The 22805-nt window shown below is 68.7% G+C and carries 18 protein-coding genes and 1 pseudogene; 8 read left to right on the forward strand and 11 right to left on the reverse strand.

What is annotated here, in order from left to right; genetic code table 11:
- Nucleotides 1–54 precede the first annotated feature (54 nt).
- On the reverse strand, nucleotides 55–534 hold the full coding sequence (locus tag BLO63_RS02700) for a hypothetical protein (protein WP_091436514.1): 480 nt from the start codon (nucleotides 532–534) through the stop codon (nucleotides 55–57).
- On the opposite strand from BLO63_RS02700, the pseudogene BLO63_RS21250 reads away from it, so the two are divergent.
- Nucleotides 421–876 (forward strand): annotated as a pseudogene (locus BLO63_RS21250) (LodA/GoxA family CTQ-dependent oxidase); the annotation flags it as partial. The gene BLO63_RS02700 and the pseudogene BLO63_RS21250 sit on opposite strands and share 114 nt — an antisense overlap.
- Nucleotides 877–900: 24 nt before the next feature.
- Here BLO63_RS21250 and BLO63_RS02705 read toward each other — a convergent pair.
- Genes BLO63_RS02705 through BLO63_RS02715 form a run of 3 tightly spaced genes read right to left on the reverse strand, consistent with a single transcriptional unit; the run spans nucleotide 901 to nucleotide 4837 of the window.
- Nucleotides 901–1539, reverse strand: coding sequence for an Isoquinoline 1-oxidoreductase subunit (locus tag BLO63_RS02705; protein ID WP_091436515.1), 639 nt, complete (start codon nucleotides 1537–1539; stop codon nucleotides 901–903).
- A 14-nt stretch (nucleotides 1540–1553) separates the two neighbouring features.
- Complete coding sequence (locus BLO63_RS02710) at nucleotides 1554–2069, reverse strand: (2Fe-2S)-binding protein (RefSeq protein WP_091436518.1); 516 nt, start codon at nucleotides 2067–2069, stop codon at nucleotides 1554–1556.
- On the reverse strand, nucleotides 2066–4837 hold the full coding sequence (locus BLO63_RS02715; protein ID WP_091436519.1) for a xanthine dehydrogenase family protein molybdopterin-binding subunit: 2772 nt from the start codon (nucleotides 4835–4837) through the stop codon (nucleotides 2066–2068). The genes BLO63_RS02710 and BLO63_RS02715 overlap by 4 nt, the downstream gene beginning before the upstream one ends.
- 235 nt (nucleotides 4838–5072) lie before the next feature.
- Between BLO63_RS02715 and BLO63_RS02720 the strand changes: the two genes are divergently transcribed.
- On the forward strand, nucleotides 5073–8195 hold the full coding sequence (locus tag BLO63_RS02720) for a multicopper oxidase family protein (RefSeq protein WP_091436521.1): 3123 nt from the start codon (nucleotides 5073–5075) through the stop codon (nucleotides 8193–8195).
- Between the two features lie 3 nt (nucleotides 8196–8198).
- On the opposite strand, the gene BLO63_RS02725 is transcribed toward BLO63_RS02720, so the two are convergent.
- From BLO63_RS02725 to BLO63_RS02745, 5 genes are all read right to left on the reverse strand, one after another.
- On the reverse strand, nucleotides 8199–8960 hold the full coding sequence (locus tag BLO63_RS02725; protein WP_091436524.1) for an SDR family NAD(P)-dependent oxidoreductase: 762 nt from the start codon (nucleotides 8958–8960) through the stop codon (nucleotides 8199–8201).
- 7 nt (nucleotides 8961–8967) lie between these two features.
- Complete coding sequence (locus BLO63_RS02730; RefSeq protein ID WP_091437246.1) at nucleotides 8968–9783, reverse strand: ABC transporter permease; 816 nt, start codon at nucleotides 9781–9783, stop codon at nucleotides 8968–8970.
- Nucleotides 9783–10643, reverse strand: a complete 861-nt coding sequence (locus BLO63_RS02735; RefSeq protein ID WP_091436525.1) for an ABC transporter permease — start codon at nucleotides 10641–10643, stop codon at nucleotides 9783–9785. Before BLO63_RS02735 ends, BLO63_RS02730 begins: the two co-directional genes overlap by 1 nt.
- A 99-nt stretch (nucleotides 10644–10742) precedes the next feature.
- On the reverse strand, nucleotides 10743–11906 hold the full coding sequence (locus tag BLO63_RS02740; RefSeq protein ID WP_091436527.1) for an ABC transporter substrate-binding protein: 1164 nt from the start codon (nucleotides 11904–11906) through the stop codon (nucleotides 10743–10745).
- Nucleotides 11887–13029 carry an ABC transporter ATP-binding protein gene (locus BLO63_RS02745; RefSeq protein ID WP_091436529.1) on the reverse strand — a complete coding sequence of 381 codons (1143 nt, stop codon included), beginning with the start codon at nucleotides 13027–13029 and terminating at the stop codon, nucleotides 11887–11889. Before BLO63_RS02745 ends, BLO63_RS02740 begins: the two co-directional genes overlap by 20 nt.
- A gap of 140 nt (nucleotides 13030–13169) precedes the next feature.
- Here BLO63_RS02745 and BLO63_RS02750 point away from each other — a divergent pair, with 140 nt between their 5' ends.
- Entirely contained in the window at nucleotides 13170–14045 is an 876-nt protein-coding gene (locus tag BLO63_RS02750; RefSeq protein WP_091436531.1) for a helix-turn-helix transcriptional regulator, read from the forward strand.
- A 4-nt stretch (nucleotides 14046–14049) separates the two neighbouring features.
- Here BLO63_RS02750 and BLO63_RS02755 read toward each other — a convergent pair whose 3' ends face one another.
- Both BLO63_RS02755 and BLO63_RS02760 read right to left on the reverse strand, forming a co-directional pair.
- Nucleotides 14050–14910 carry a hypothetical protein gene (locus BLO63_RS02755; RefSeq protein WP_091436533.1) on the reverse strand — a complete coding sequence of 287 codons (861 nt, stop codon included), beginning with the start codon at nucleotides 14908–14910 and terminating at the stop codon, nucleotides 14050–14052.
- A gap of 40 nt (nucleotides 14911–14950) precedes the next feature.
- The gene (locus BLO63_RS02760; protein ID WP_091436535.1) at nucleotides 14951–16066 is read right to left on the reverse strand and encodes a linear amide C-N hydrolase; all 1116 of its coding nucleotides are present in this window, start codon (nucleotides 16064–16066) and stop codon (nucleotides 14951–14953) included.
- A 307-nt stretch (nucleotides 16067–16373) separates the two neighbouring features.
- Between BLO63_RS02760 and BLO63_RS21255 the strand changes: the two genes are divergently transcribed.
- From BLO63_RS21255 to gad, 5 genes are all read left to right on the forward strand, one after another.
- A complete protein-coding gene (locus BLO63_RS21255) occupies nucleotides 16374–16700 on the forward strand; it encodes a YtcA family lipoprotein (protein WP_244517563.1) in 327 nt (108 codons plus the stop codon).
- Nucleotides 16701–16703: 3 nt separating this feature from the next.
- Entirely contained in the window at nucleotides 16704–17750 is a 1047-nt protein-coding gene (gene mdtN, locus BLO63_RS02770; protein ID WP_091436537.1) for a multidrug transporter subunit MdtN, read from the forward strand.
- Nucleotides 17734–19605, forward strand: a complete 1872-nt coding sequence (locus BLO63_RS02775; RefSeq protein WP_091436539.1) for an FUSC family protein — start codon at nucleotides 17734–17736, stop codon at nucleotides 19603–19605. The genes mdtN and BLO63_RS02775 overlap by 17 nt, the downstream gene beginning before the upstream one ends.
- A 3-nt stretch (nucleotides 19606–19608) precedes the next feature.
- Nucleotides 19609–21162 carry a TolC family protein gene (locus tag BLO63_RS02780; protein WP_244517565.1) on the forward strand — a complete coding sequence of 518 codons (1554 nt, stop codon included), beginning with the start codon at nucleotides 19609–19611 and terminating at the stop codon, nucleotides 21160–21162.
- 211 nt (nucleotides 21163–21373) lie between these two features.
- Nucleotides 21374–22792 carry a glutamate decarboxylase gene (gad, locus tag BLO63_RS02785; protein ID WP_483073321.1) on the forward strand — a complete coding sequence of 473 codons (1419 nt, stop codon included), beginning with the start codon at nucleotides 21374–21376 and terminating at the stop codon, nucleotides 22790–22792.
- The last annotated feature ends 13 nt before the right edge of the window (nucleotides 22793–22805 follow it).

Here is a 22805-nt window from a genome sequence, read left to right on the forward strand (position 1 = left end):
CGCGCGGCAAGGGCGGCCACCCCTTTTCCGGACGGCCGCCCGTCGCCTGCGCGGTCAGTCGACCAGTTCGATCTTGTGTTCGTAATGGCCGGCGTCCCGGCGTGTGGTGGTCATCTGCCCGCGCTTGCCGATGAACCGGCCGGTGCCGCCGACGATGGCGCGCACCTGCGGGGCATCGACCACCATCTCGCCGGCGCCAACCGCGTAGACCGAGCGTCCGGCGATAACAAGCGTGTCGGTGCCGCCGAAATCCAGCACGATGTCGGCGAGGCGGTCGAAGAACTTGTCCTTGTCACCATCGGGCACATCCACCGTGGTGATGAGGCCGCTCATCACGCCCTTCTTGCCGTCCGGGGTGGTGAAGCCGGCCTCGAAGGCCAGCATGTCGCCATGCGAGGCGCCTTCCTTGCCGAGGTCGATATGGACCAGTTCCGGCTTGTCCTGGATGACGCTGAAGGTCTCGCCGGCCTGGGCGGCGGCGGTGGTGAGCAGCAGGGCGGAGAGAAGGCCCGCCAGGGGAGAGAGAATGTTCATGCGGCGCGTCCTTTTGGGCGCAGGTGCCCGTCCGGGAGCACAATAGCTCCGCACTGGCGCTACCAACCCTGCGGCGCGACCGCAAAGGCGATTTTTGGCCGCATCGGCGCCTGGTTCGGGCGTGGGGTTTCTTTCCCCGTGCCGGCCGATCCGAAGGTGGCGCGGCTGGCGATCTATCCCCCGCTTGGCATCCGCCGCGTCGGCAGCAGCGCGGAATTCTCCTACGCACCGGAGGTTCCCGGCCTGCCGGCCCTGGCCGATGGCCGTTACAAGGACGGGCGCGACAAGCTGAAGACGCAGGCGCAGCGCTTCCGCGTGAGGCGCCGTTCTGGCAGCGGCGGCGCGGCGCGGCAGACTGAAAGCGCGTCAGTCCACCGGGCAGGCGGCGCCGGTGTCGACCCAGGCCTGGGCCAGCGCCTTCGCCTCCTTCTGCGTGCCCGGTGCCGGGGTGCGCCCGGGGCCCGGGGCCCAGCCCCAGCCGACGAGGCTGTCATCGCCGATATGGTGCACGAGATCGGCCAGCGAGCGGCCGCCATTGGTCGCCGGGTTCTTGATCTGGGCGCAGAGCTGGGCGACCGTCCGGCCCTCGAACGCCATTTCGCGCGGGGCGAGGAACCACGGGTCATGCCCCGGCATGCGGGCGGGGTCGTAATTGGCCGCCTGATGGCAGGCGGAACAGCGCAGCGCCGCCAGCCCCTTGCCATCCGCGCCGCGATAGACCGGCGGCTGGTGCAGGCGCTGGCTGTCGCCCTGCAAGGGCCGGTCGCCGACGGGGTGGCAATTGACGCAGCGCGGGCTGGTCAGCACCCGGCCAAGCTCGGTGAACAGCGCCGCCGAGCGCGTGGCCGGGTCCTTGATGCTGTCGAAGCTGGCGGGCGGCGCCAGCCCCTCGGAGGCGGCGTTGGACACCGGGGCGGGGGCCATCAGTGCCATCAGCAGCCCGGCGGCAAGGGCGGCCGCGCCGGTTGAGGCGATGAGGCTGGGCAGGCGCAAGAGGATCATCATCGCCGGTCGCCCCGTTACAGAAGGTAGCGGGCAGGCTCGGCGAGCACGACGTCGCGAACCGCCTCATGATAGCGCACATAGCCCGAGCAGCGGCACAGATGCCCGTCCAGCGCGTCGAGAATGGCCTGTTCGAGCCCGGCGCGGGGGATCGGCGCCGCCTCCAGCCGCTCCAGCAGCACCTGCGCCTCGTTGAGGAAGCCGGCGGTGCAATAGCCGCACTGAAAGGCGTAATGGGCGACAAACGCCTTTTGCAGCGCGGTCAGCTGGCCCGCCCTTGCGTGGCCTTCCACCGTGCGGATATGGGCGCCGTTGAAGCTCACCGCCGGCATGACGCAGGTGGGACGGGTGGCGCTGCTGCCGGCGGGGTCGTCGACAATGACCACGCAGCTCAGGCACTGGGCGGCACCGCAGCCGAACTTGGTGCCGGTCATGCCGAGCACCTCGCGCAGGAAATCGTTCATCGACAGGTCGTCGCGAACCTCGATCGGGCCAAACGGCGTGCCGTTGATGGTGAGCGAAAGCGCGGTCATGCGATTACCTTGCGCAGCATGGCGGGCGTCACCGGCAGCGACTGGAAGCGGTGGCCGGTGGCGTCATAAATGGCGTTGAGCAGCGCCGGCACGACCGGGATCATCACCACCTCCGCCATGCCCTTGGGCGGCTCGCGCGGGGACACCGGCGGCAGCACCTCGATCTGGAGATGGTGCAGCGGCACATCGGAGGCGCGGGCGACCACATAGTCGCCGAGATTCCACTGGCCGTTGCCGGGGCCGTCCTCGAAGGGCGGCAGGCTCTCCAGCAGCGCGTAGCCGACGCCCATGGCGAAGCCGCCCTGCGCCTGGCCCTCCACAAGTTCGGGCACCAGCACCTCGCCGCACTCGAACACGCTATAGGCCTGCACGATGCGGATCGCGCCGCCCGGCACGCTGATCTCGACCCGCACCGCCGTGCCGCAGGAGGAGGTGAAAGCGGTGCCGATGCGGTTATAGGCGGTGGGCGGGAAGAACACGAAGCTGCGGTCGATCACCTTGAACGGTTCATCGCCATAGCGCACCGCCAGCGCGTCGATATCGGCCGCCCAGTCCAGCCCGCCCAGCGGAAACGCCGCCTGCGCCCACGCCCAGCGCGAGAAGGCGTGCGCCATCGCCCCGGTAATGCCCTTGAGCGCATGCGCCCGCGCGGCGATGGCGGTCTGCGCCAGCGGCGGCAGGCCGGACATGATGAGGAACCCGTCCTGCCAGAACGCTTCCTCGGCCAGAAATTCGCGGGGATCGCCGGCCTTGATCCCCCACAGGTCGAGCGCGGCGGGCCAGAGGCCGAAGCGGAAGATGATCCGCGCCGCCTGCGCCGGCGCCTGGGTGCTGACATGGGCGCCGATCGAGGCGCTGGTGGCCGAGCTGATCGCCGGCACCCAGCGCGGGTCCTTGGCCGCCGCGTCCTGCTCGGCCTGCGTCATCGCATAGGGATCGCCCGAGGTGACGAGGCCGAGGGCGTCATACATGTCGATACGGGCGACCGTCACTGCGTCGGCGCTCTGGCCGAGAATGGCCGCCACCCGCCGCGCGATGGCGGTGCCGATGCCGTTGCCCATCTCCACCGCATCGGCCTGCAAGGTGACGCGGCCATCCGGGCCGATCTCGACACGCCCGAGCGAGCAGTCGGCGCCGGTGCCGTAATCCTTGGTGCAGCAGGCGACCCCGGTGCCGACCCGCACGCCGGGGGCGGCGGCGGCCTTCTTCGCCGCGCGGTCGCGCCAGATCGGGTGGGCTTCCAGCTTGTCGAGGATCTCCGGCGTGCGCACCGACACCGTCCACGGATTGCCGGTCATGGTGCGCCCGCCGGCGGTGAGAAGGTTGCGCCGGCGCAGGTCGATCGGGTCGATCTTCAGCGTCGTCGCCGCCTCGTCGATCAGCGTCTCGATCGCGGTCATGGTCTGCAGCGTGCCATAGCCGCGCATCGAGCCGGCGGTGACGCCGCGCGTGTGCTCGGCCACCGTGGTCACGTCGACCTTGGGGATGTCGTAAATGCCGGTGGCGGCGGTGGCGCCGACCACGGCGACGCTGGCGGAATAATTGGCGAGGCCGCCGCCATCGAGCACATGGTCGGCGGCAAAGGCGGTGATGCGGCCGGTGGCGCGGTCGACGCCGATCTGCGAGCGCATGTCGAAGGCGTGGCGCTTTACCCCGCCCTGGAACTGTTGGAAGCGGTCATGCGCCAGCCGGATCGGCCGGCCGGGCAGGAACAGCGCGGCGAGCCCGACATAGAGCGGGAAGGGCGTGTGGTCGCGCCCGCCAAAGCCGCCGCCGAGTGAGGCGAAGTCGAGGTCCAGACGTTTCGGCCGCAGCGTGGCGGGCGCCTGCGCCAGCATATAGTCGAGCGCCTCCGCCGCCTCGAAGGGCGACTGCACGCCGAGCACGAGATGCAGCGCGCCGGCGCCCTCCTCGTACCAGCCAAGGCCGGCTTCCGGCTCCAGGAACATCGGGTCGACCGACTGGGTCTGGAAGTCGCGCTTGAGCACCAGCAGGTCGGGCGTGTCCGCCGCCAGCAAAGCGCGGATCTCCTCGCCATAGGTCGCGCCCCTGGCATAGTCGCCGCCCTGTGCGGTGGGCAGCGGCTTCCAGATCGGCCGGCCGCCGCCCTCGGTAAAGCCGGGGCTGATCCAGCCTTCCTGCAGTGGCGAATAGATGTCGGGCGCCTCCGGCGTCGGGCCGGCGATGCGGGTGAAGCGCAGCGCGGCATAATTCGGGCCGGTGCGCGGGCCGGTCTCGGCGCCGAAGCGCACCAGCGCGCTGTCCTCGCGAAAGGCGATCCGCGCCCGGTCATAGGCGTCGAAATCGGTAAACAGCAGCAGCGCCACCGGCTGGCCGAGATAAAGCGGCGTCTGGCCAATGGGGCAGAACAGGTCGCCGGCATAAAAGGGCGGGGCGCGCAGGGCGCTCGCCGCGACATCGGCGGCGCCCACCACCTTGGTCGGCTGCGCCGTCGCCGGCAGAGCGTCGAGGTTCAGTCCCGCAAAGACATGGCTGGCATCGCGCGCCCGCACCAGCAGGGCATGGGCTGTGGCAGTCGGCCAGCCCTCCATGTCGGCGGCGCGGAAATCCGAGGCGTAGAGCTTGGCGCCCGTCACCTTGGCGATGCCGTCGATGCGGGCGCGGCCGATCCGCGGCGCGTCGGCGCGACCCGGCAGGGTCTGGCTCGCCTCGAAGGGCAGGGCGATGGCGGGCGAAAGCCGGCTGAGGCCGAGGGTGATGCCGCTGGCGGCTACCCAGCTGAAAAGCTCGCGACGTGTCGGCTGCATTTTCTGCCGTTGGCCCCCGCCGCGTGCACTCGGGAAACCTTAGAACACTTCCGAACGAACAGCTAGAAAAGTCGCCGGCAAATGACCGGAAGAAGGGCGCGCCAGCCGCACATCGGCCTCTCGCCCCATCCGCATACCTCTATGTAAACGCACGAAAAATAGTCTCGCTCGCCCCCCGGCGCCGAAGGGCCGCGTGCTAGGGTGTCGTCGCGGAAGTTGAGGGTGGGGTGGTGACGTGAAGCGTATCGTTGGATGGGTCGCGTCTGCGGCCCTTGTCGTCCTGCTCGTGCCGCCGCTTGGCGCCGGTCCGGCCCTCTCCCAGTCCCACCAGCCGCCCGAATTCCGCGAGCCGGTGGTGCTCTCCAGCGTCGATGGCGTGCTGGAAGTCACGCTCACCGCCCATCAGGGTGAGGCGACGCTCGACACCTCGCCCGTGCCGGTCAAGAACACGCTGCTTTATGGCTATCAGCTGGTGCGCGGCAAAGCGTCCAATGGCGTCAACGCCAACCGGGACAATTATCCCGCGCCGACGCTGCAGGTGTTTCCCGGCGAGACACTCATCATCCATTATGAGAACGGGCTGGCCGGCCTCGCCATCCGCGACTTCTACGATCCGCGCTACACCGCCGTCGGCGGGCAGGTGCCGGTCTATCCCCCGGCGCTCACTGTCTCGCCGCTGAACCTGCACACGCATGGCCTGCATGTCAGCCCGAAGTCGAATTCCGACAATGTGCTGCTGCACATGCCGCCGGGCACGGTGAACACCTATGTCTATGATGTTCCGGAGAACATGCCGCACGGCCTGTACTGGTACCATCCGCACCTGCACACGCTCACCTCGGCCCATGTCTATCTCGGCCTCGCCGGCCTGCTGGCGATCGGGCGGCCGGACGGCAACCTGCCTGTGGTGACGCAGAAGTCCATCCCGGTGCGCAGCATGGCGCTGCAGTATAATTTCGTGTTCGACCGTACCGGGCCGGAGCCGAGCTTCAACAATGCCAGCTGGCCGCAATTCATCAGCACGCTGACATCGCCTCTTGAGGGCGAACTCGCGGCCGGCACCTACCGCCCCATCCTGGCGCCGGTGAACTTTGCCGGCTCGGCGAAGGGCTCGCGCTTCGCCACCGTGTGGTATTCCGGCCCGCTGTCGATCCACAATATGCGCGGGCGCACCCAGTTCATCCCGAACAATCTGCAGAGCTTCACCGCCGCTTCGGGACCGGAAGGCAACGTGCCGGCCGACCCGGCGCTGCCGGACCATCTGCGCGACATCCAGTTCACCGTGAACGGCCAGTTCCAGCCGGTGCTGCGCGGCAAGCCGGGCCAGACCGAGATCTGGATTCTCGCGAATATCAGCGACATGGCCTATATGAGCGTGCGCCTGACCGAGACCGCGACCGGGCGCCACCCGAAGATCGCCATTGTCGGCCAGGACGGCAATCCGAGCCCGTCCGTTCGTTATCCGGTGGAGGAAGGCGGCACCCGCCTCGTCATTCCCCCGGCCTCGCGCTTCGCCATCGCGGTGACGCTGCCGCTGGAGGGCGAGCTGGTGCTCGACATGCCCGCGCGCGGCGGCGGCGCCCGCACCGAGAACGCCCCCGGCATCCTCTACACCAGCAACGGCACCGAAAACCCGCCCGCCGTGCTCGGCACGCTCAGCGTGGTGCCGTCGGCGGTGAGCTATTATGACGGCTTCTTCCTGTTCCCGACGCAGAAGCTGATGAGCGCGGTGGTGGATGGCGCGACGGGCGAGAGCACGCCCTTTGTCGAGGGCCAGCCGCTCGGCGCCTTCACCTCCTTCGACGACCTGTCCAAAGTGACGCCCGACGTCACCCGCAACATCCTGATCAATGGCGGCTTCCTCAACGACCTCGCCAGCAAGGCAGACCCGAAATCCTTCATCTACGCCTTCGACAGCGGCGCCTTCCCGAATGTGCCGCTGATGCAGCCCCGGCTGGATTCGGTGGAGGAATGGGTTTTCCGCAACGAGAACAATGACGAGCACCCCATCCATGTGCACGTCAACGACTTCCAGATCATCTCGGTCTCCGATCCCACCATCGGCCTGAAGGTCGGGGCGGTGCAGCAGGGCGTCGACAACGCCAATGTGCCGGCGCCCAATCTCGGCCCCGAGGAATCGGTGATCGAGCCGGGCGCGCTCACCATCCGCACCCGCTTCGAGGATTATGCCGGCCTGTTCGTCATGCACTGCCACCGGCTGAACCATGAGGACAACGGGCTGATGGCGCTGGTCAATGTCATCCCGGCCATCTCGTCCTATGCCGTGGCGGTGCCCAGCGCGCCGGGCCGTGCTGCCACCGTGCGGGTGATGGACGGCGACACGCTGCTGGCCACAGTGACGCCGTTCCCCGGCTATGAGGGCACGCCCAGCGTCGCCATCGGCGATGTCGACGATGACGGCATCTATGATCTCATCGTCGGCGCCGGCCCGGGCCATGCGCCTGACGTGGCGGTGTTCTCCGGCTCGGGGAAGAAAAGCGCGCCCTTCGCCACCGAGCTGGCGCGCTTTGCCGCCTTCGACGCCGCCGCCACCGGCGGGGTGAGCGTCGCGGCGGCGCAGATCGACGGCCTGACCACCGGCGACAACATCATCGTCGGCTCCGGCCCCGGCGTCTCCAGCGAGATCCGGGTGTTCGGCTCGAAGCTGCCGGCGGTGGGCACGGCGCCGGAGCTGTTCTCGACCTTCAACCCGTTCTATGGCGAGCGCAACGGCGTCACCCTCGCCACCGGCTTCGTCGATTTCACCACCGGCCGGCAGAGCCTCATCGCCGCTCCCGGTCCCGGCTCGCCGGCAACGGTGAAGGTGTTCGTCTTCCCAGGGCTGAAGGCGATGGAGGGCGAGATCGGCAGCCACGCCCACCGCACCAAGGGCATGCCGCGCCCGGTGCTGTCCGCCTCCTTCACGCCGTTCGCGCGGGACTATCGCGGCGGCGTCTCGCTCGCCACCGGCTGGCTGGCCGGGGTGCTCGGCGGCGCCGAGCGCATCGTCATCGGCCAGCAGGACGGGGCGGAGGTGGCGGTGTTCTCCGCCGGCTCGGCGCTCGATGGCGGACCGGCGATGTATCTGCACAGCGCGAGCGCCCACCAGAAGGCCGAGTTCACCGAGATGGCGCGCTTCACACCCTTCGGGGCCGACGCGCGCGGGGTGAGCGTCGCCACATCGAGCACCACCTCGGGCGCCGATCTTCTGGTCGCCACCGCGCCCGCCGGGGGCGGGGCGAGCGTGCGGCGCTTCGCGATGGAGCGGGCGGGGGAGGGGGCGAAGACGCTGGCCGCCACGCCGCTCAGTGAGGCGAAGGTTCCGAGTGCCGGTGCGGTGGTTCTCGGCGGCGACTGAGGCTCAGGCGATGCTCTCGCCGCCATCCACCACCAGCGCCTGGCCGGTCATGAAGGAAGAACGATCGGAGACGAGGAACAGGATCGCTTCCGCGATCTCCTCCGCGCTCGCCCAGCGCCCCATGGGGATCTTCTCGCGCACATAGGCCTCGATCGCGTGCCGCCCGCCCATCTGGGTGATGAAGGGCTCGTTGAACGGGGTGTCGACCCAGCCCGGGCACAGCGCGTTCACCCGCACATTGTGGCGGGCATAGTCGATCGCCATCTGCCGCGCCATGGCGATGACCGCGTGCTTGGAGGTGGTGTAGGCGATCATCTCGCGGTCGTAGAACACGCCGGAGTTGGAGGCGGTGATCAGGATCACCCCGCCGCCCTGCGCCATCATCGCCGGCATGGCGAGGCGCGCAGCGAGATAGGACGCCCGCACATTGATCCGCCAGGAGCGGTCCATGCCATCCGGCGCCACCTCGGTCAGCGGCCCGCCGACCTGCACGCCGGCATGGCTGTGCAAAATGTCGAGCCGGCCATGGCGGGCGAGCGTGCCGCCGACCAGCGCCTCGACCTGCGCGTCGACATCGACATCGGTCGTCACCGCCTCGCCCCGGCCGCCGGCGGCCAGGATCGCCGCCACCGTCGCCTCGCCCGCCGGCCCGTCGCGGTCGGCGACGATGACATGCGCCCCCTCGCGCGCCATGGCCAGCGCCCCCGCCCGGCCGATCCCCGAGCCGGCACCGGTGACGATGGCGATCTTGTCCTTGAGAATCATGATGCACCTATGCGGAGGCCGGGCGGCGCCGGCGCAGCAGCAGCTGCGCCGCGATGACGAGGAGGATCGACGCGACCAGCACCAGCGCGCCGATGGCGTTGATCTCCGGCGTGACGCCGCGCCGTATCGAGGCGAAGACATACATGGGCAGCGTGGTCTGCGACCCCGCGACGAAGAAGGCGACGATGAAATCGTCGAAGGAAAAGGTGAAGGCGAGCAGGAAGCCGGCGAGGATGGCCGGCAGGATCTGCGGCAGCACGATAGAGCGGAAAGTGGTGAAGGGGCTGGCATAGAGGTCGCTGGAGGCTTCCACCATGTCGCGCCCCAGCGCCCCAAGCCGGGCGCGCACGATCATGGTGACGAGCGCGGTGGAAAACAGCCCGTGCGCGGCGATGATCGAGCCATAGCCGAGCGACAGGCGCGGCGGCGCGTCCCCCGGCCACAGCGCCGCGATCGCCGGATTGACGATGCCGAACAGCTGCACCAGCGCCACCAGCGTGGCGATGCCGATCACCACCCCCGGCACCACGATGGCGGCGCCGAACAGCGCGTCGAACACGGCGCGGGTGCGCGGGCCGGCGCGGCCGAGCCCGATGGCGGCGGCGGTGCCGCAGAGCGAGGCCAGCGCGGCGCTGGTCGTCGCCACGATCAGGCTGTTGGTCAGCGCTTCCATGAGGAAGGTGTTGGAGAGCGCCCGCCCATACCACTGCACGGAAAAGCCGGTGAAGTCGCTCGCATGCCGCCCGGCATTGAACGAGAACAGCACCACCAGCGCGATCGGCAGATAGAGGAAGCCGTAAACGGCGATGACGAAGGCGCGCATCATAGGAGATCGACCTGTCGGGCGCCGGAGAGCCGGGCGGTGATGCGGTTGGCGGCGAGCAGCAGCACGACGGCGATACCCACCAGCGCCACCGCGATGGCCGAGCCGAACGGCCAGTTGCGCGATTGCAGGAACAGGTCGACCAGCGCATTGCCGATGAAGAACACCTTGCCGCCGCCCAGCAGGGTCGGGATCAAATATTCGCCCAGCAGCAGGATCAGCACCAGCGAGAAGCCGGTCATCATGCCCGGCAGGGAAAGCCGCAGGGTGACGCTGAAAAAGGTGGAGAACGGCGTCGCGCCGAGATCGGCCGAGGCCTCCAACAGCCGGCGGTCCAGCCGCTCCAGGCTGATATAGATCGGCAGGATCATCAGCGGCAGATAGCCATAGACGATGCCGAGCAGCACCGCGCCGGGCGTGTTGATCAGGCGCACATCCGGCAGGCCCACCAGCTCCAGAAAGGCGGGAATGCCGCGCCCGCCGAGAATATACATCCAGGCATAGGTGCGGATCAGCAGGCTGGTCCAGAACGGGATGACGATCAGCGCCACCAGCAGCAGCCGGCGCTGCGGCAGCACCTTGATCGCCAGATAATAGGCGACGGGATAGGCGATCAGCAGGCAGGCCAGTGCCCCGGCCGGGGCCAGCACCAGCGTGTTCCAGAACGCCGCGGCCCGTGCCGGCAGATTGGCGTATTGGGCCAGCGTCAGCGCCGGCTGGTAGCCCCCCGCCGGTGCCCGCTCGCCCAGGCTGAACACCACGATGGCGACGAAGGGCAGCACCAGGAACAGCAACAGCCACACCGCCGCCGGGGCGAGCAGCAGGGCCGTGACCAGTCGCTTGCGGGCGGCGCTCGACATTCGGGGTCCTGTTCACACGGGGGCCAAGGGAGCGCGCAGGCGCGCTCCCTCAAGAAGGCAACGGGAGCGCGCAGGCGCGCTCCCGGGGACGCTGGTGGATCAGGCCGACTTGAAGCGGGCCATCAGCTCGGCGCGGGCCGGGTCGGTCAGCGTCGCCGCCGCGCCGAATTCCAGCGGGGCGAGCAGATCGGCGGCGGGGTAGAGGATCGGGTTGTCGAGCAGATCCTTCGGCAGCAGGGCGTTGACGCGCGCATCGGTGGACGGCGCGCCATTGGCGATATGCTCCTGCACCGCCACCTTGGGGTCCATCAGGTAGTTCAGCAGGGCATAGGCGGCCGGCTTGTTCGGCGCGTCCTTCGGGATGGCGTAGAAATCGGTCCAGATCTCGCCGCCTTCCTTGCCGAGCACATAATCGATCGCGGGAATGTCGCGGTGCAGCTGGGCGCCGTCATTGGTCCAGCACATGGTCAGCCAGGCATCGCCGCTGCGCATGGCGGGCTGGTAGTCGCTGGAGATGGCGAACAGATGCGGCTTGACCTTGAGCAGCAGCTCCTCGGCCTTGGCCAGTTCGTCCGGCTTCAGCGAATTGAAGGAATAGCCGTAATATTTCAGCGCGTTGCCGATGGTGGTCAGCTGATAGTCATGCACCATGGCGCGGCCGCTGCCGGTGGTCATGGCGGTGTCGAAGAAATCCTTCCAGCTGGTCATCGGCTTGGTCAGCTTCTCGGTGTTGACCGCGAAGCCGGTGGTGCCCCAGTTCTTCGGCACCGCGCACAGCACGCCGTTCACCTCGCCTTCGGCGGTGAAGCGCTTGTTCTGGGCGGCGGCGTCGTAATTGGGCAGCTTCGACACGTCGAGCGGGTCGATCAGGTCGAGCTGGCGATAGGTCGAGATGGTGTAGTTGGTCGGCACGAACAGCGACCAGCCGGAGGCGCCGGCCTGTAGCTTGGCCAGCATTTCCTCGTTGGAGCCGAACACGTTCACCTCGACCGCGACGCCGGTCTTGGTCTGGAACTCCACGAAGGTTTCCGGGTCGTGGTAGTTCGGCCAGGTGGCGATCGACATGCGGTCGCCGAGCTCGCCCGCCGCATAGGCCGGCATCGGCCGCAGGCCAAGCTCGCTCGCCAGCACCGCCGTGGCGGCGCCGAGGCCGGTCACGCCGAGAAAGTGCCGGCGGCTGATCGAGCCGCGGCGAAAGCGCAGCAGCTGGTCGATGAATTCCCGCGCCGAAAGGGGCAGGCCGTCACGATACGATTTCGACATGGCTGGATTCCCTCTGTGTGGTCTTGTTGTCCGACGCCGGAAACGCCAGCGGCGCGCCGGGGTTGAAGCTGATGGCGACGGGGTCGCCCGGTTTCAGGAGGTCGCTCTGCGCCGCGCTGTGATCGGCGGTGGCGAGCAGGGTGCCGAGCAGCGGCACCTCGATGGCGTATTCGGCGGTGGAGCCGAGAAAGATGCGGTTGCGGATGACGCCGGACAGGCCGGCCTCGCCGGCGGGCGTGCCGAGGCGAAGCGCCTCGGGGCGCAGGCTCACCGACACCCTGGCGCCGGTGGCCGCCGCGCCGCCCAGCCGGGCGGTGACGTCCATGCCGTTGGCGAGGCGGATGCGGGCGCCGCCGGTGGCGTTCTCCAGCACGGTGCCGTCGAGGAAATTGGTCTTGCCGACAAAGGCGGCGACGAAGCGGTCGGCCGGGCGGTCATAGATCTCGTCAGGCGCGCCGAGCTGGACGATGCGCCCGCCATTCATCACGCACACCACGTCGCTCATCGAGAGCGCCTCTTCCTGGTCGTGGGTGACGAGGACGAAGGTGATGCCGAGCTCGCGCTGCAGATTCTGCAGCTCGATCTGCATGTCGGTGCGCAGCTTCTTGTCGAGCGCCGCCAGCGGCTCGTCGAGCAGCAGCACCGAGGGGCGGTTGACCAGCGCCCGGGCGAGGGCCACCCGCTGCTGCTGGCCGCCGGAGAGCTCGTGCACCTTGCGGGCGCCGAAGCCGCCGAGCTGCACCATCGCCAGCGCATCGGCGGTGCGCCGGGCGATTTCCGAGGAGGTCAGGCGCGGGCGAATCTGGCGCAGGCCATAGGCGACATTGGCGCTGACATCGAAATGCGGGAACAGCGCATAGTGCTGGAACACCATGTTCACCGGCCGGCGATAGGGCGGCACATCCGCCATGTCGGTGCCGCCGATCAGCACCTGGCCGGTGCTCGGCTGCTCGAAGCCGCCGATCATCCGCAGACAGGTGGTCTTGCCGCAGCCCGAGGGGCCGAGCAGGGCGATGAAGGCGCCCTTCGGCACGGCGAAATCGGTGGGATGGACGGCGGTGACGTCGCCATAGCGCTTGCTGACGCCGCGAAACTCGATGTCGAGGGTCTGCTGGCCTGCCACCGGGCGCTCTCCGCAGCTTTCCGGCCGCCATCCGGCGGGCGGTCGATCGTCGTTACGCAAAAAGCTAACGCCAGCGCGTTTGAGGGTATATACCTTCGCAGTGGTAGAAAGAGCCTATATATTCGTCACGAGGGGTATAGATGCTGGGCACGGGCAGCGACGCCACCGGCGGGCAGGGAGAGAGCGAGCGCGCGCTGGCGGCGCGGCTTCTGGCGCAGGCGATCGCGGCGGCGCATGAGCGCAGCGCGGACGTGCGCACCGGGCCGGGCGACGATCCGTTCGGCCACGCCCTCATCGCCTGGCTGCGCGTCCATGTGCCGTTCGACCATTGCGTCGCCTTCGGCTATCGCGGCACGGCCCGCCCGCCGCTGCTGTTCGAGACCTTCAACCGCGCGGAAAGCCACGTCTATGTGACGCTCTATCAGGTCGGGCCCTATCTGCTCGACCCGTTCTACCACGCCGCCATCGAGCGCATTGAGGGCTTCCGCCGCATGCGCGAGCTGGCGCCGGACCGCTTCTATGCCAGTGAATATTACCGCTCCTATTACAGCCAGACCGTGCTGGCCGAGGAGGTCGGCTTCTTCGTGCCGCTGGCCAATGGCGCCGGGGTGGTGGTGTCGCTGATGCGCAAGGCGGCCTCCGGCGCGTTCGGCGCGGCGCAGGTGCGCGCCTTGCGCGAGCTGGCGCCGATCGTCCTCGCCTTGTGCCGGCTGCGCTGGGGCGGCGAGGTGATCGGCGAGGACACGCGCGGCCGCCCGGGGCGCGAGGGCGAGGGCAGGGCCGGGCGCGGGGTGGATCGCGGCAAGATCTGGCGGGACCTGGCGCTGACCTCCCGCGAGGGCGAGGTGGTCGACCTGATCCTGCAGGGCCATTCGGCCGATTCCATCGCCCGCCTGCTGTCGATCTCCGCCGGCACGGCGAAGGTTCACCGCCGCAACATCTACCGCAAGCTGAACATCAATTCGCAGGCCGGCCTGTTCGCCCATTTCGTCGCGATCATGCAGCGCAAGCCGTGACGCCTCAGCCCTTCGCCGCCGCCGCGCTCTCGCGCATCATCAGCGCGGCGCCGAGAAAGAAGCCGAGCGCGCCGAGGCCGAGCAGGATTGTGGCGACCTCCGTAATCCACCACGCCTCGCCCCCGCTCGGCACATAGGCCAGCGTCGAGGCCGCCATGAAGGCGACGCAGCCGAGCAGGTTGATGAACACGATCTGCCAGTCGAGTTGCCTCGGCCGCCAGCTCCAGTAGCGGTGCGCGGTTTCGACAAAGGCGAGATAGCCCGAGACGAGAAACAGCACCGAACCGATCATCCCCGGCAGCCAGACCGCGAGGTCCTGCGTCACCCAGCCGGCGCCGACCACCAGCGGGTCGAACGTGTTGAAGTTGAACGCCACCGTGCCGACGAACTGGCAGAAGGTGCTCAGCCATCCCGCGCTGTGCGGGTGCCAGCCGATCAGCGAGATATGGCGCGGCGCGGCGGCATCCTTCGGGTCGACGGTAAAGGCGCTCTGATTGGCGGCCTGGAAATGCTGGAGATAGCCCGCCAGGGTGAACGGGATCGAGCCTGAGAAGAACACGATGTTGATCGGCGTCGCCGCCAGCCCCGCGCCGGCCGGCAGCAGGCTGAGCAGGCTTCCCGCCAGGAACAGCAGCGAGCCGAGCGCGAACAGCGCGCCGGTCCACCAGTTGTAGCCCTGCGTCTGCCAGAACGGCACCGGCGCGTTTTCCAGCGCCCGCGCCGTGCGGGCCAATCCCTTGCGGTGCTGGCGCGCCTGCCAGACGATGCGTCGCCCGGCGAGCAGGTAGCTGCGCCGCGTGATGAAGGGCCACGGCCCGGCGACATGGATGCGCAGGCCGGAGGGGTGGAGATGCACCCCCTTCATCGGGCCTCTCCGCCGGGGCCTGCGCGGCGCGGGAAAGGTCTCACGCCGCGCTCGCCGCCTTCAGCGCCGCGGTGGCGTCGCCCGCCTCAGCGGGGAGCCGGTCGAACGGCAGCACCTTCGGCTCGGTGAGGTCGGCCAGCGCGGCGAGGTCGAAGCGGGTGAAGTTGAGGCTCTTATAGTCGCGCAGGAAGAACAGCGTGCGGTCGAGATCGGAGAGGCTGGTCCAGCAGGTATATTCGGTGGCGTAGGCTTGGCCCTGCGGCTGGTCGAGCCCCGCCACCTCCATATGGCCGCCGCCCTGGCCGGGATAATCGATGCTCGCCCCGCGCGGCCGGTCGAAATTGTTGAGGACATGCGCCAGCGTGCGCACCGCGAGGTCCGGCGTCGCCGCCTTCTCGGTGAACTCGGCATAGTAGGCGGCGCGAACGAACCGCCCGACCGAGGTGTTCGAGGCCGGCAGGCCGGCGGTGGCGATGCCGGAATCCGGCTGCACCGCCCGATAGTCGCCAAAGCGCGCCGATGACTTATCGACATTGGAGAGGAAGGTGTAGTTGTTGAGATTGGTGAGGTGCCAGCCGAAATCCGGGCCGTTGGTCATCACCCCCACCGGATTGTCATAGACCTTCATCGCGCCGCGATCGAACTCGATCACCAGCGCCGCCCCGGTGGCATCGTGCACCACATAGTGGAAGGGCGATTCCACCCCGCCCAATATGGCGAGCGGCACCAGCAGGACCGGCTGCGCGTCGAGCGCCGCCTTCACCTCAGCCACCGTGGCGAACTGGCCAAGGCACCAGCTGCCGAGATCGGAGGCCGACAGCACCGCCTGCGTCATCGCGACCGAGCGCTGCGTGCCGCCGGCGGCGGGGTAGGAGAGCAGACTGAAGGTCAAGCCCCGGTCGTTCAGCCCTTCCAGCACCTTGAGGTCGTCGAGGCCGACAGGGGCCTGCGGCGTCGGCAACCGGCAGGGCATGGTGACGGCAATCATCGCGTGGCGGGCGGCAAACTCCGTCGCCTTGTGCCCCTCGACCTGCGAGCGGGTGCGGAAGCCGACGGGAAAGAAGGCCATCTGGTAGGGCAAATCGATCGTGAGTTCGAGCGTGCGGCCGAAATAGGCCTTGCCGCCTGCGTCGCGATAGCCGAGCGATGTGCACATCCCGTCCGTCCTTCCGGTTCGGGCGAGGGCCTGCGCCTCGCCACCGCGCCTCTCCTGTCGCGCCGCGCCGCCGGCCGGCGCGCGGTTCGTTGCCGGTGTTTGGTGGCATGATTCACCTGGAGGGGAAAGACCGGGCGCCGTCGGCGCGGCGCACCGATTCTTGCCGGCCGGCTTTGCCGGGGTGAAGCCCCCAAAGGGGCGGACGGGTGCGAGCGCCCCTGGCTTCGGGCGAATTTGCTCTCGCTGGAAGGCCTTGCTACCCGTTTACCCAGCGTCTCCGACTCAGGGGCGCGGCCGGAGAGCGACGTTGACCAATTGGTGTCCCGTCTCAGTTCGATCGGGTCGGTGGCGGCGTTGCCGCAGCGCCGTCTCGCTGCGCGCCGGGGCGGTGGGCCTCGCCGCGCTGCCGCTTGCCGGCTGCATTCCGGCGGGCGCACCGGCGATTCCCATGTTCGGGGCCTATTTTCCGTCCTGGCTGCTCTGCGCGGTCATCGGCGTCCTCGGCGCGGTGCTGGTCCGGCTGGTCTTTGTCCGCGCCGGTATCGACGACGCGCTACCGGTCCGGCTGCCGGTCTATGTCTGCGTCGCCGCCGGCATCGGCTTTGCCGTCGCCCTTCTCGGCTTTGGGCGCTAGCGGATGGCGGAAGACGCGCATCACCCCTCCCGCCCGCTCGGCCTGCTGGTCAGCCTGCTCGCCGTGGCGGCGGCGGTGTTGCTCGGCTGGCATTATCTGCGCGATGCCGCGCTGAACCCGCTCTCGCAGGACGCGGAGCTGACGGCTGACGTCACCGCCATTTCCGCCTCGGTGCCCGGCCGGATCGTCAGCATCGCGGTGCGCGAGAACCAGGCGGTGGCGAAGGGCGAGCTGCTGTTCGCCCTCGACCCCGCCACTTACGAATTGCAGGTGGCGCAGGCGCGGGCCGATCTCGCCCTCGCCGAGGCGGCGCTGGCTGACAAGCAGCGCGCCGTCACTGCCGAGCGGGCCAATGCCGTCATCGCCCAGGAACAGGTGACGCGGGCGCGGCAGAACCTCGCCCTCGCCACCCAGACCCTCACCCGGTTGGAGGCGCTGCGCCCCAAGGGCTATGTCAGCGCCCAGCAGGTGGACGACGCCGCCACCGCCAAGCGCGATGCCGAGGTGAGCCTGCGGCAGGCGCTCCAGCAGGAGGCGGCCGCCCTCGTGCTGGTAAGCGACACGGCGGCGGCGGTGGCGCTGGTGGAGGCGCGGCGCGCGGCGCTGGCGATCGCCGAGCGCGCGCTGGCCGACACGCAGGTCATGGCGCCCTTCGAGGGCCGGGTGGTGGGGCTGGAGACGGCGCTGGGCGAATATGTGCTGCCCGGCCAGTCGATCTTCGTGCTGATCGACACTGGCGCCTGGTTCGCCTCCGCCGCCTTTGTCGAGACGGAGCTGGCCGGCATCCGCGTCGGCAGCTGCGCCACCGTCTACACGCTGGCCAACCGGGAGGTGAAGATTCGCGGCCGGGTGGAGGGCATTGGCTGGGGCGTGCAGTCGACCGAGCAGATCACCCTGCCGCGCAAGATGCCGATCGTGCCCAAGAGCCTCGACTGGGTGCGGGTGGCGCAGCGCTTTCCCGTCCGCATCCGCCTGCTCGACCCTCCCGCCGAGCTGATGCGCATCGGCGCCTCCGCCACTGCGACCGTGCACCATGACACGGACTGCTGAGAGCCCCTGGGGCGGGATCCTCCGCGCGGCCTGGGCGGACCTGCAGCCCGCGCCGGGCCGCTTCGCCATGACCTGGCGGATCGCCCTGCTATGCGCGCTGGTTTGCGGTACGGCGATGCTCTACAAAGTACCGGAATCGGCGATCAGCTGCTACCTGATCATTTTCCTGATGCGTCCCAACGGGGCGGAGAATGTCGGTCAGGCGCTCGGTCTGATCGTCCTCATCAGTCTGATCGTCCTCCTCATCGCACCGATCATCCAGCTCACGGCGGAGCAGCCGCTGCTGCGCATCGCGGTGATTGCGGCGAGCTCCTTCGCCTTTCTCTACCTCAGTTCGGCGTCCCAGCTGGGCGAGATCGGCGCCATCATCGCCCTCGTCATCGCCTTCGTGCTGACCCTTGTCGACCAGGTGCCTGCCGGCGAAATCGTCACCCGCGGCCTGCTCTATGCCTGGCAGATGGCGGTTATGCCTATGGTAATGCTGGCGATTTTCTCGATGGTGCTCGGCACCTCGCCCCATCGCCTGCTGCGCGAAACGCTGGTGGAGCGCCTCGAAGCGGCGGCGCTCGCTCTGTCCGGCAGGGGGCGCCATGCCTTGCACGCCGCGCTGGAGGAGGGGCTGGAGGCGAGCGGCAAGCAGGTGCAGCTGGCGCGCCTGTTCCACACCGCGCCAAGCCGCGAGATCAGCTGGATTTCCGGTGCAGCGGCAACGACTTATCGGTTGATGCTGGCGGTGGCGGCGCTGCCGGCCGGCCTCACCGACTCGGTGTCGGCGCAGCGTTGCCGGGCGATGGCCGCAACCCTTCGCCGCGGCGGCCAACCGATGCCGGACAGCGCTGCCGGCACCGCCGAGGGCGCGCCCGGCGCCATCAGGCAGGCGCTGGCGGATCTGGAAAAAGACAATGGCGGCAGTGCCTTGGGCGCAGCCAAGCCGCCCTTTCTCGCGCCCGATGCCTTCACCAATACCGACCACCAGCGCTACGCGCTGAAGACCACGGCGGCGGCGATTTCCTGCTACCTGATCTATTCGCTGATCGACTGGCAAGGAATCCATACCGCGATGGTAACCTGCTACGTCGCCGCGCTCGGCACGACGGGCGAGACGGTGCACAAGCTGGCGCTGCGCATCACCGGTTGCCTCATCGGCGCGATGCTCGGCCTTGGCTCGATCCTGTATATTATCCCGCATCTTCAATCGGTTGGCGGGCTGATGGCGCTTGTGTTTTCAGGCGTCCTGGTCGCGGCTTGGGTGGCGTCGGGCAGCGAGCGCATCTCCTATGGCGGCGTCCAGATCGGCCTCGCCTTCCTGCTCACCATCCTCGACGGCTTCGGCCCGAGCACCGACATGGACTCCGCCCGCGACCGCGTGGTCGGGATTTTGCTCGGGAATCTCGTCGTTTATCTCGTCTTCACCCAGATTTGGCCGAAGAGCGCGGTCGCCGATGTGCGTGAAAGACTGGCCAAGGCGTTAGCCGCACTGGCGCGTCTGGCCACGCTCGATCGAGCGGTGCGTGCGCAGGCGGTCCATGACGCGGCTCTGGTGGAGACCGAGCTCGCTAGGGCGCGCGAGGCGTTGGCACTGCTGGCTTTCGAACCTCGCCACCAGCGCCCGCCGGAGGGGCATGTCCGGCGCCTGCGCCGGCTGGTGGAGGAAGCCGGCGCGGTGCTGCCGCCGCTGATGTTCGCCGAGAGCGTGCCGGCCGAAACCGCGCGGCGCTTGGCCGAGGCGGCGGCGCAGGTCGACCGTCGCGACGAAGGGCGGTCGCAGCCGGACGCCATTCCAATGCCCGGCGATGATCAAAGCGATGCTCTCGCCCGGCGGACCGAGCGCATCGCCGCTCTGGCGGCGGGGTAGGGCATGGAAGCCAACCGCTCGTTCCCCCTCGGTCGAACCGGACCGCTCTTCCTGCTGCTGGTGGGCGCCCTCCTTTCCGGCTGTGCGACCAACGCCCTGAAGACGGCACCGCAGGACCCGTCGCAACCCTGGGCGCCGGATGCAGCGGCCTCGTCAGCATCGGCGGAGGGCGAGCCGATGCCGACAGCGGCGTCTTCGGCGAAGCAATTCACCGTGCCGGCCGACCCGGAAGTGGCGCAGATGCAGGCGACGCCGGGCATCGACCCGCGGCGCCCCTATGGCCTGCCGGAACTTATCGACATCGCCCAGACGCAGAACCCGCTCACCCGCCTCGCCTGGCAGCAGGCGCGGCAGGCGGCGCTGGCGACCGGCATGGTGGAGGCCACCTATCTGCCCTTCATCTCCGCCAATGTGATCGGCGGCTGGCAAGATGTCTCCGCTTCGCTGCCCCTGACGGTCGGCAGCACCAACCAGGTGTCGAACAGGGTTGAGGGCGTGTCGCCGCAGGTGGCACTGCAATGGCTGCTGTTCGACTTCGGCCAGCGCGACGCGCTGCACAAAACCGCGCGCCATAACGCTACCGCCGCCAACATCCTGTTCAACGGCGCGCATCAGAAGATCATCTACGATGTGACGCGCAGCTACTTCCTTTACAGCGCCGCGCGCAGCCGGGTTCGGATCGCCGAGCAGAACGCCGCCAACGCGCGCAAGATCGACGCCGCGGCGCAGGCGCGCAATAACGAGGGACGGGGTACCACCGTGGAGGTGGCGCAGGCGCGGCAGCTTGTGGCGCAGGCGCAGTTTGGCCTGGTGCAGGCGCAGGGCGCCGAGCGCGACGCCTATCAAATGCTGCTGGGTGCCATGGGGGTGTCCCCAATGACCCAGATCACCATCCGCGAGGCGGGTCGGCGGGCGCTGCCCGAGAGCGTTGGCGCGCCGACCGAGGAGATGATCAAGGCCGCTCTTGCCCGCCGGCCGGATGTGCTCGCCAGCTTCTCCGCCTTGAAGGCGAGCCGCTCCGCCATCGGCGCGGCGCAGGCCGAGTTCATGCCGAAGGTCTTCCTCGGCGCGGTAGCGGCCGGTGGGGACGCCAGCTTCAGCGCGACCGGCCTGCCGACCATCGGCCAGCAGGCCTCCGCCTCCGGCGTGCTGCTCGGCGTGACCCTGCCGCTCTATGATGGCGGGCTGCGCGCGGCGCAGCTGAAGAACGCCGAGTCACTGGCCGCCGCGAGCGAAGCCACCTTCGAGAAGACGCGCGACGCCGCCGCCCGGGAGATCGTCATCAGCGCCGATACTCTGCGCTCGGCGCTGGCTTCCTACCGTGCCGCCACCGCCCTCGCCAGCGCCGCCGCCGTCACCTATGACGCGGCCCTCGATGCCTATAAGAGTGGCGTCGGCGACATCACCGCCGCCACCACCGCCGATAGCGGCCTGATCACCGCCCGGCTGGCGCAATCCGACGCCCATGCCGCCGCGCTGGTGGCGGCTGCCAACCTCGCCTTCGTGCTCGGCGCGATGACGTCCTCCGACGTCCCCGCCGGACTGACGGGGCGGTGAGGGACCACAGATTGGGGGCACGACAGCGCGGCTTGCTTGATCTCAAGGTGCCTATGTCGCTACCCTCCGGGCATGGGCTGCTGCCGCGACCATCCATTTTCTCCGGCAACATGTCGGCACATCAGCGGATGAGAGATGCCCGGGAACGTTCGCTTGCCGTGGCTGTCTCCTCCCACTCTCCCTGCCTCCCTCTCGTGAAAGGACGCCCGTCTTGACGTCAGAAACGTCCAGCCCCGATCCCCGCCCCGACCTGCGCAGCGACCTTCTTGACGACCTTTACGGCTCGTCGGACCTGATGGGGATGCTGCCTAAATCCGTCTTTCCGCAAGCGGAGAGGGAGCCGCGCCACGTTTTTGCGGCGGTGCGCGACGAATTGATGCTGGACGGCAATTCGCGCCAGAACCTCGCCACCTTCTGCCAGACCTGGGTCGACGAGGAGATCCGCGACCTGATGGACCTGTCGATCGACAAGAACATGATCGACAAGGACGAATATCCGCAGACCGCGGAAATCGAGGCGCGCTGCGTGCGGATGCTCGCGGATCTGTGGAACGCGCCCAATGCGGCCAGCACGCTGGGCTGCTCCACCGTCGGCTCTTCCGAAGCCGCGATGCTGGGTGGGCTCGCGTTGAAATGGCAGTGGCGCAAGCGCCGCGCCAAGGAAGGCAAGCCGGCCGACAAGCCGAACCTGATCTGTGGGCCCGTGCAGATATGCTGGCACAAATTCGCCCGTTATTTCGACGTCGAGCTGCGCGAGATTCCGCTGGAGGGCGACCGGCTGATCATGACGCCGGAGGAGGTGCTCGCGCGCGCCGACGAGAACACGATCGGCGTGGTGCCGACGCTTGGCGTCACCTTCACCTGCCAATATGAGCCGGTGAAGGCGGTGAGCGACGCGCTGGACAAGCTGCAGGCCGAGACCGGGCTCGACATCCCCATCCATGTTGATGGCGCTTCAGGTGGATTCCTGGCGCCCTTCTGCGCGCCCGACATCGAATGGGACTTCCGCCTGCCACGGGTAAAGTCGATCAATACATCCGGCCATAAGTTCGGCCTCGCACCGCTTGGCGTGGGCTGGGTGATCTGGCGTGAGGCGAGCGACCTGCCGCCGGAACTCGTCTTCGACGTGAATTATCTCGGCGGCGACATGCCGACCTTCGCCCTCAATTTCTCGCGTCCGGGCGGGCAGATCATCGCGCAGTACTATAATTTCGTCCGGCTCGGTCGGGAGGGCTACGCCAAGATCCAGAACGCCTGCTACGACACGGCGGAATATCTCGCCCGGGAGATCGCCGCGCTCGGGCCGTTCGAGATGCTCTATGACGGCAACCGGCACGAGGGCATTCCGGCGCTGTGCTGGAAGCTGAAGGACGACAAGGGCTTCGGCGGCTACACGCTTTATGACCTTGCCGACCGGCTGCGCTCGCGCGGCTGGCAGGTGCCGGCCTATTCCATGCCGGCCAACCGCCAGGACCTCGTCATCCAGCGCATTCTGGTCCGCCACGGCGTGAGCCGCGATCTCGCCAGCCTGCTGCTCGACGATTTCCGCCGCGCGCTGGATTTCTTCGCCAAGCACCCGGTCACCCACCCGCTGACGGACGACGAGGCGGCCGGCTTCAACCACAACTGAGCGAGAAGGGGCG

Origin of the sequence: Ancylobacter rudongensis, from assembly GCF_900100155.1 — a bacterium.
In the GTDB taxonomy this organism is placed as follows: Bacteria; Pseudomonadota; Alphaproteobacteria; order Rhizobiales; family Xanthobacteraceae; genus Ancylobacter; species Ancylobacter rudongensis.

What these genes read in the sequence shown, in the direction of transcription:
- BLO63_RS02700 (WP_091436514.1), bottom strand. Translation starts at nt 534, where the DNA reads ATGAACATTCTCTCTCCCCTGGCGGGCCTTCTCTCCGCCCTGCTGCTC.
- BLO63_RS02705 (WP_091436515.1), bottom strand. Translation starts at nt 1,539, where the DNA reads ATGATGATCCTCTTGCGCCTGCCCAGCCTCATCGCCTCAACCGGCGCG.
- BLO63_RS02710 (WP_091436518.1), bottom strand. Translation starts at nt 2,069, where the DNA reads ATGACCGCGCTTTCGCTCACCATCAACGGCACGCCGTTTGGCCCGATC.
- BLO63_RS02715 (WP_091436519.1), bottom strand. Translation starts at nt 4,837, where the DNA reads ATGCAGCCGACACGTCGCGAGCTTTTCAGCTGGGTAGCCGCCAGCGGC.
- BLO63_RS02725 (WP_091436524.1), bottom strand. Translation starts at nt 8,960, where the DNA reads ATGATTCTCAAGGACAAGATCGCCATCGTCACCGGTGCCGGCTCGGGG.
- BLO63_RS02730 (WP_091437246.1), bottom strand. Translation starts at nt 9,783, where the DNA reads ATGCGCGCCTTCGTCATCGCCGTTTACGGCTTCCTCTATCTGCCGATC.
- BLO63_RS02735 (WP_091436525.1), bottom strand. Translation starts at nt 10,643, where the DNA reads ATGTCGAGCGCCGCCCGCAAGCGACTGGTCACGGCCCTGCTGCTCGCC.
- BLO63_RS02740 (WP_091436527.1), bottom strand. Translation starts at nt 11,906, where the DNA reads ATGTCGAAATCGTATCGTGACGGCCTGCCCCTTTCGGCGCGGGAATTC.
- BLO63_RS02750 (WP_091436531.1), top strand. Translation starts at nt 13,170, where the DNA reads ATGCTGGGCACGGGCAGCGACGCCACCGGCGGGCAGGGAGAGAGCGAG.
- BLO63_RS02755 (WP_091436533.1), bottom strand. Translation starts at nt 14,910, where the DNA reads ATGAAGGGGGTGCATCTCCACCCCTCCGGCCTGCGCATCCATGTCGCC.
- BLO63_RS02760 (WP_091436535.1), bottom strand. Translation starts at nt 16,066, where the DNA reads ATGTGCACATCGCTCGGCTATCGCGACGCAGGCGGCAAGGCCTATTTC.
- mdtN (WP_091436537.1), top strand. Translation starts at nt 16,704, where the DNA reads ATGGCGGAAGACGCGCATCACCCCTCCCGCCCGCTCGGCCTGCTGGTC.
- BLO63_RS02775 (WP_091436539.1), top strand. Translation starts at nt 17,734, where the DNA reads ATGACACGGACTGCTGAGAGCCCCTGGGGCGGGATCCTCCGCGCGGCC.
- BLO63_RS02780 (WP_244517565.1), top strand. Translation starts at nt 19,609, where the DNA reads ATGGAAGCCAACCGCTCGTTCCCCCTCGGTCGAACCGGACCGCTCTTC.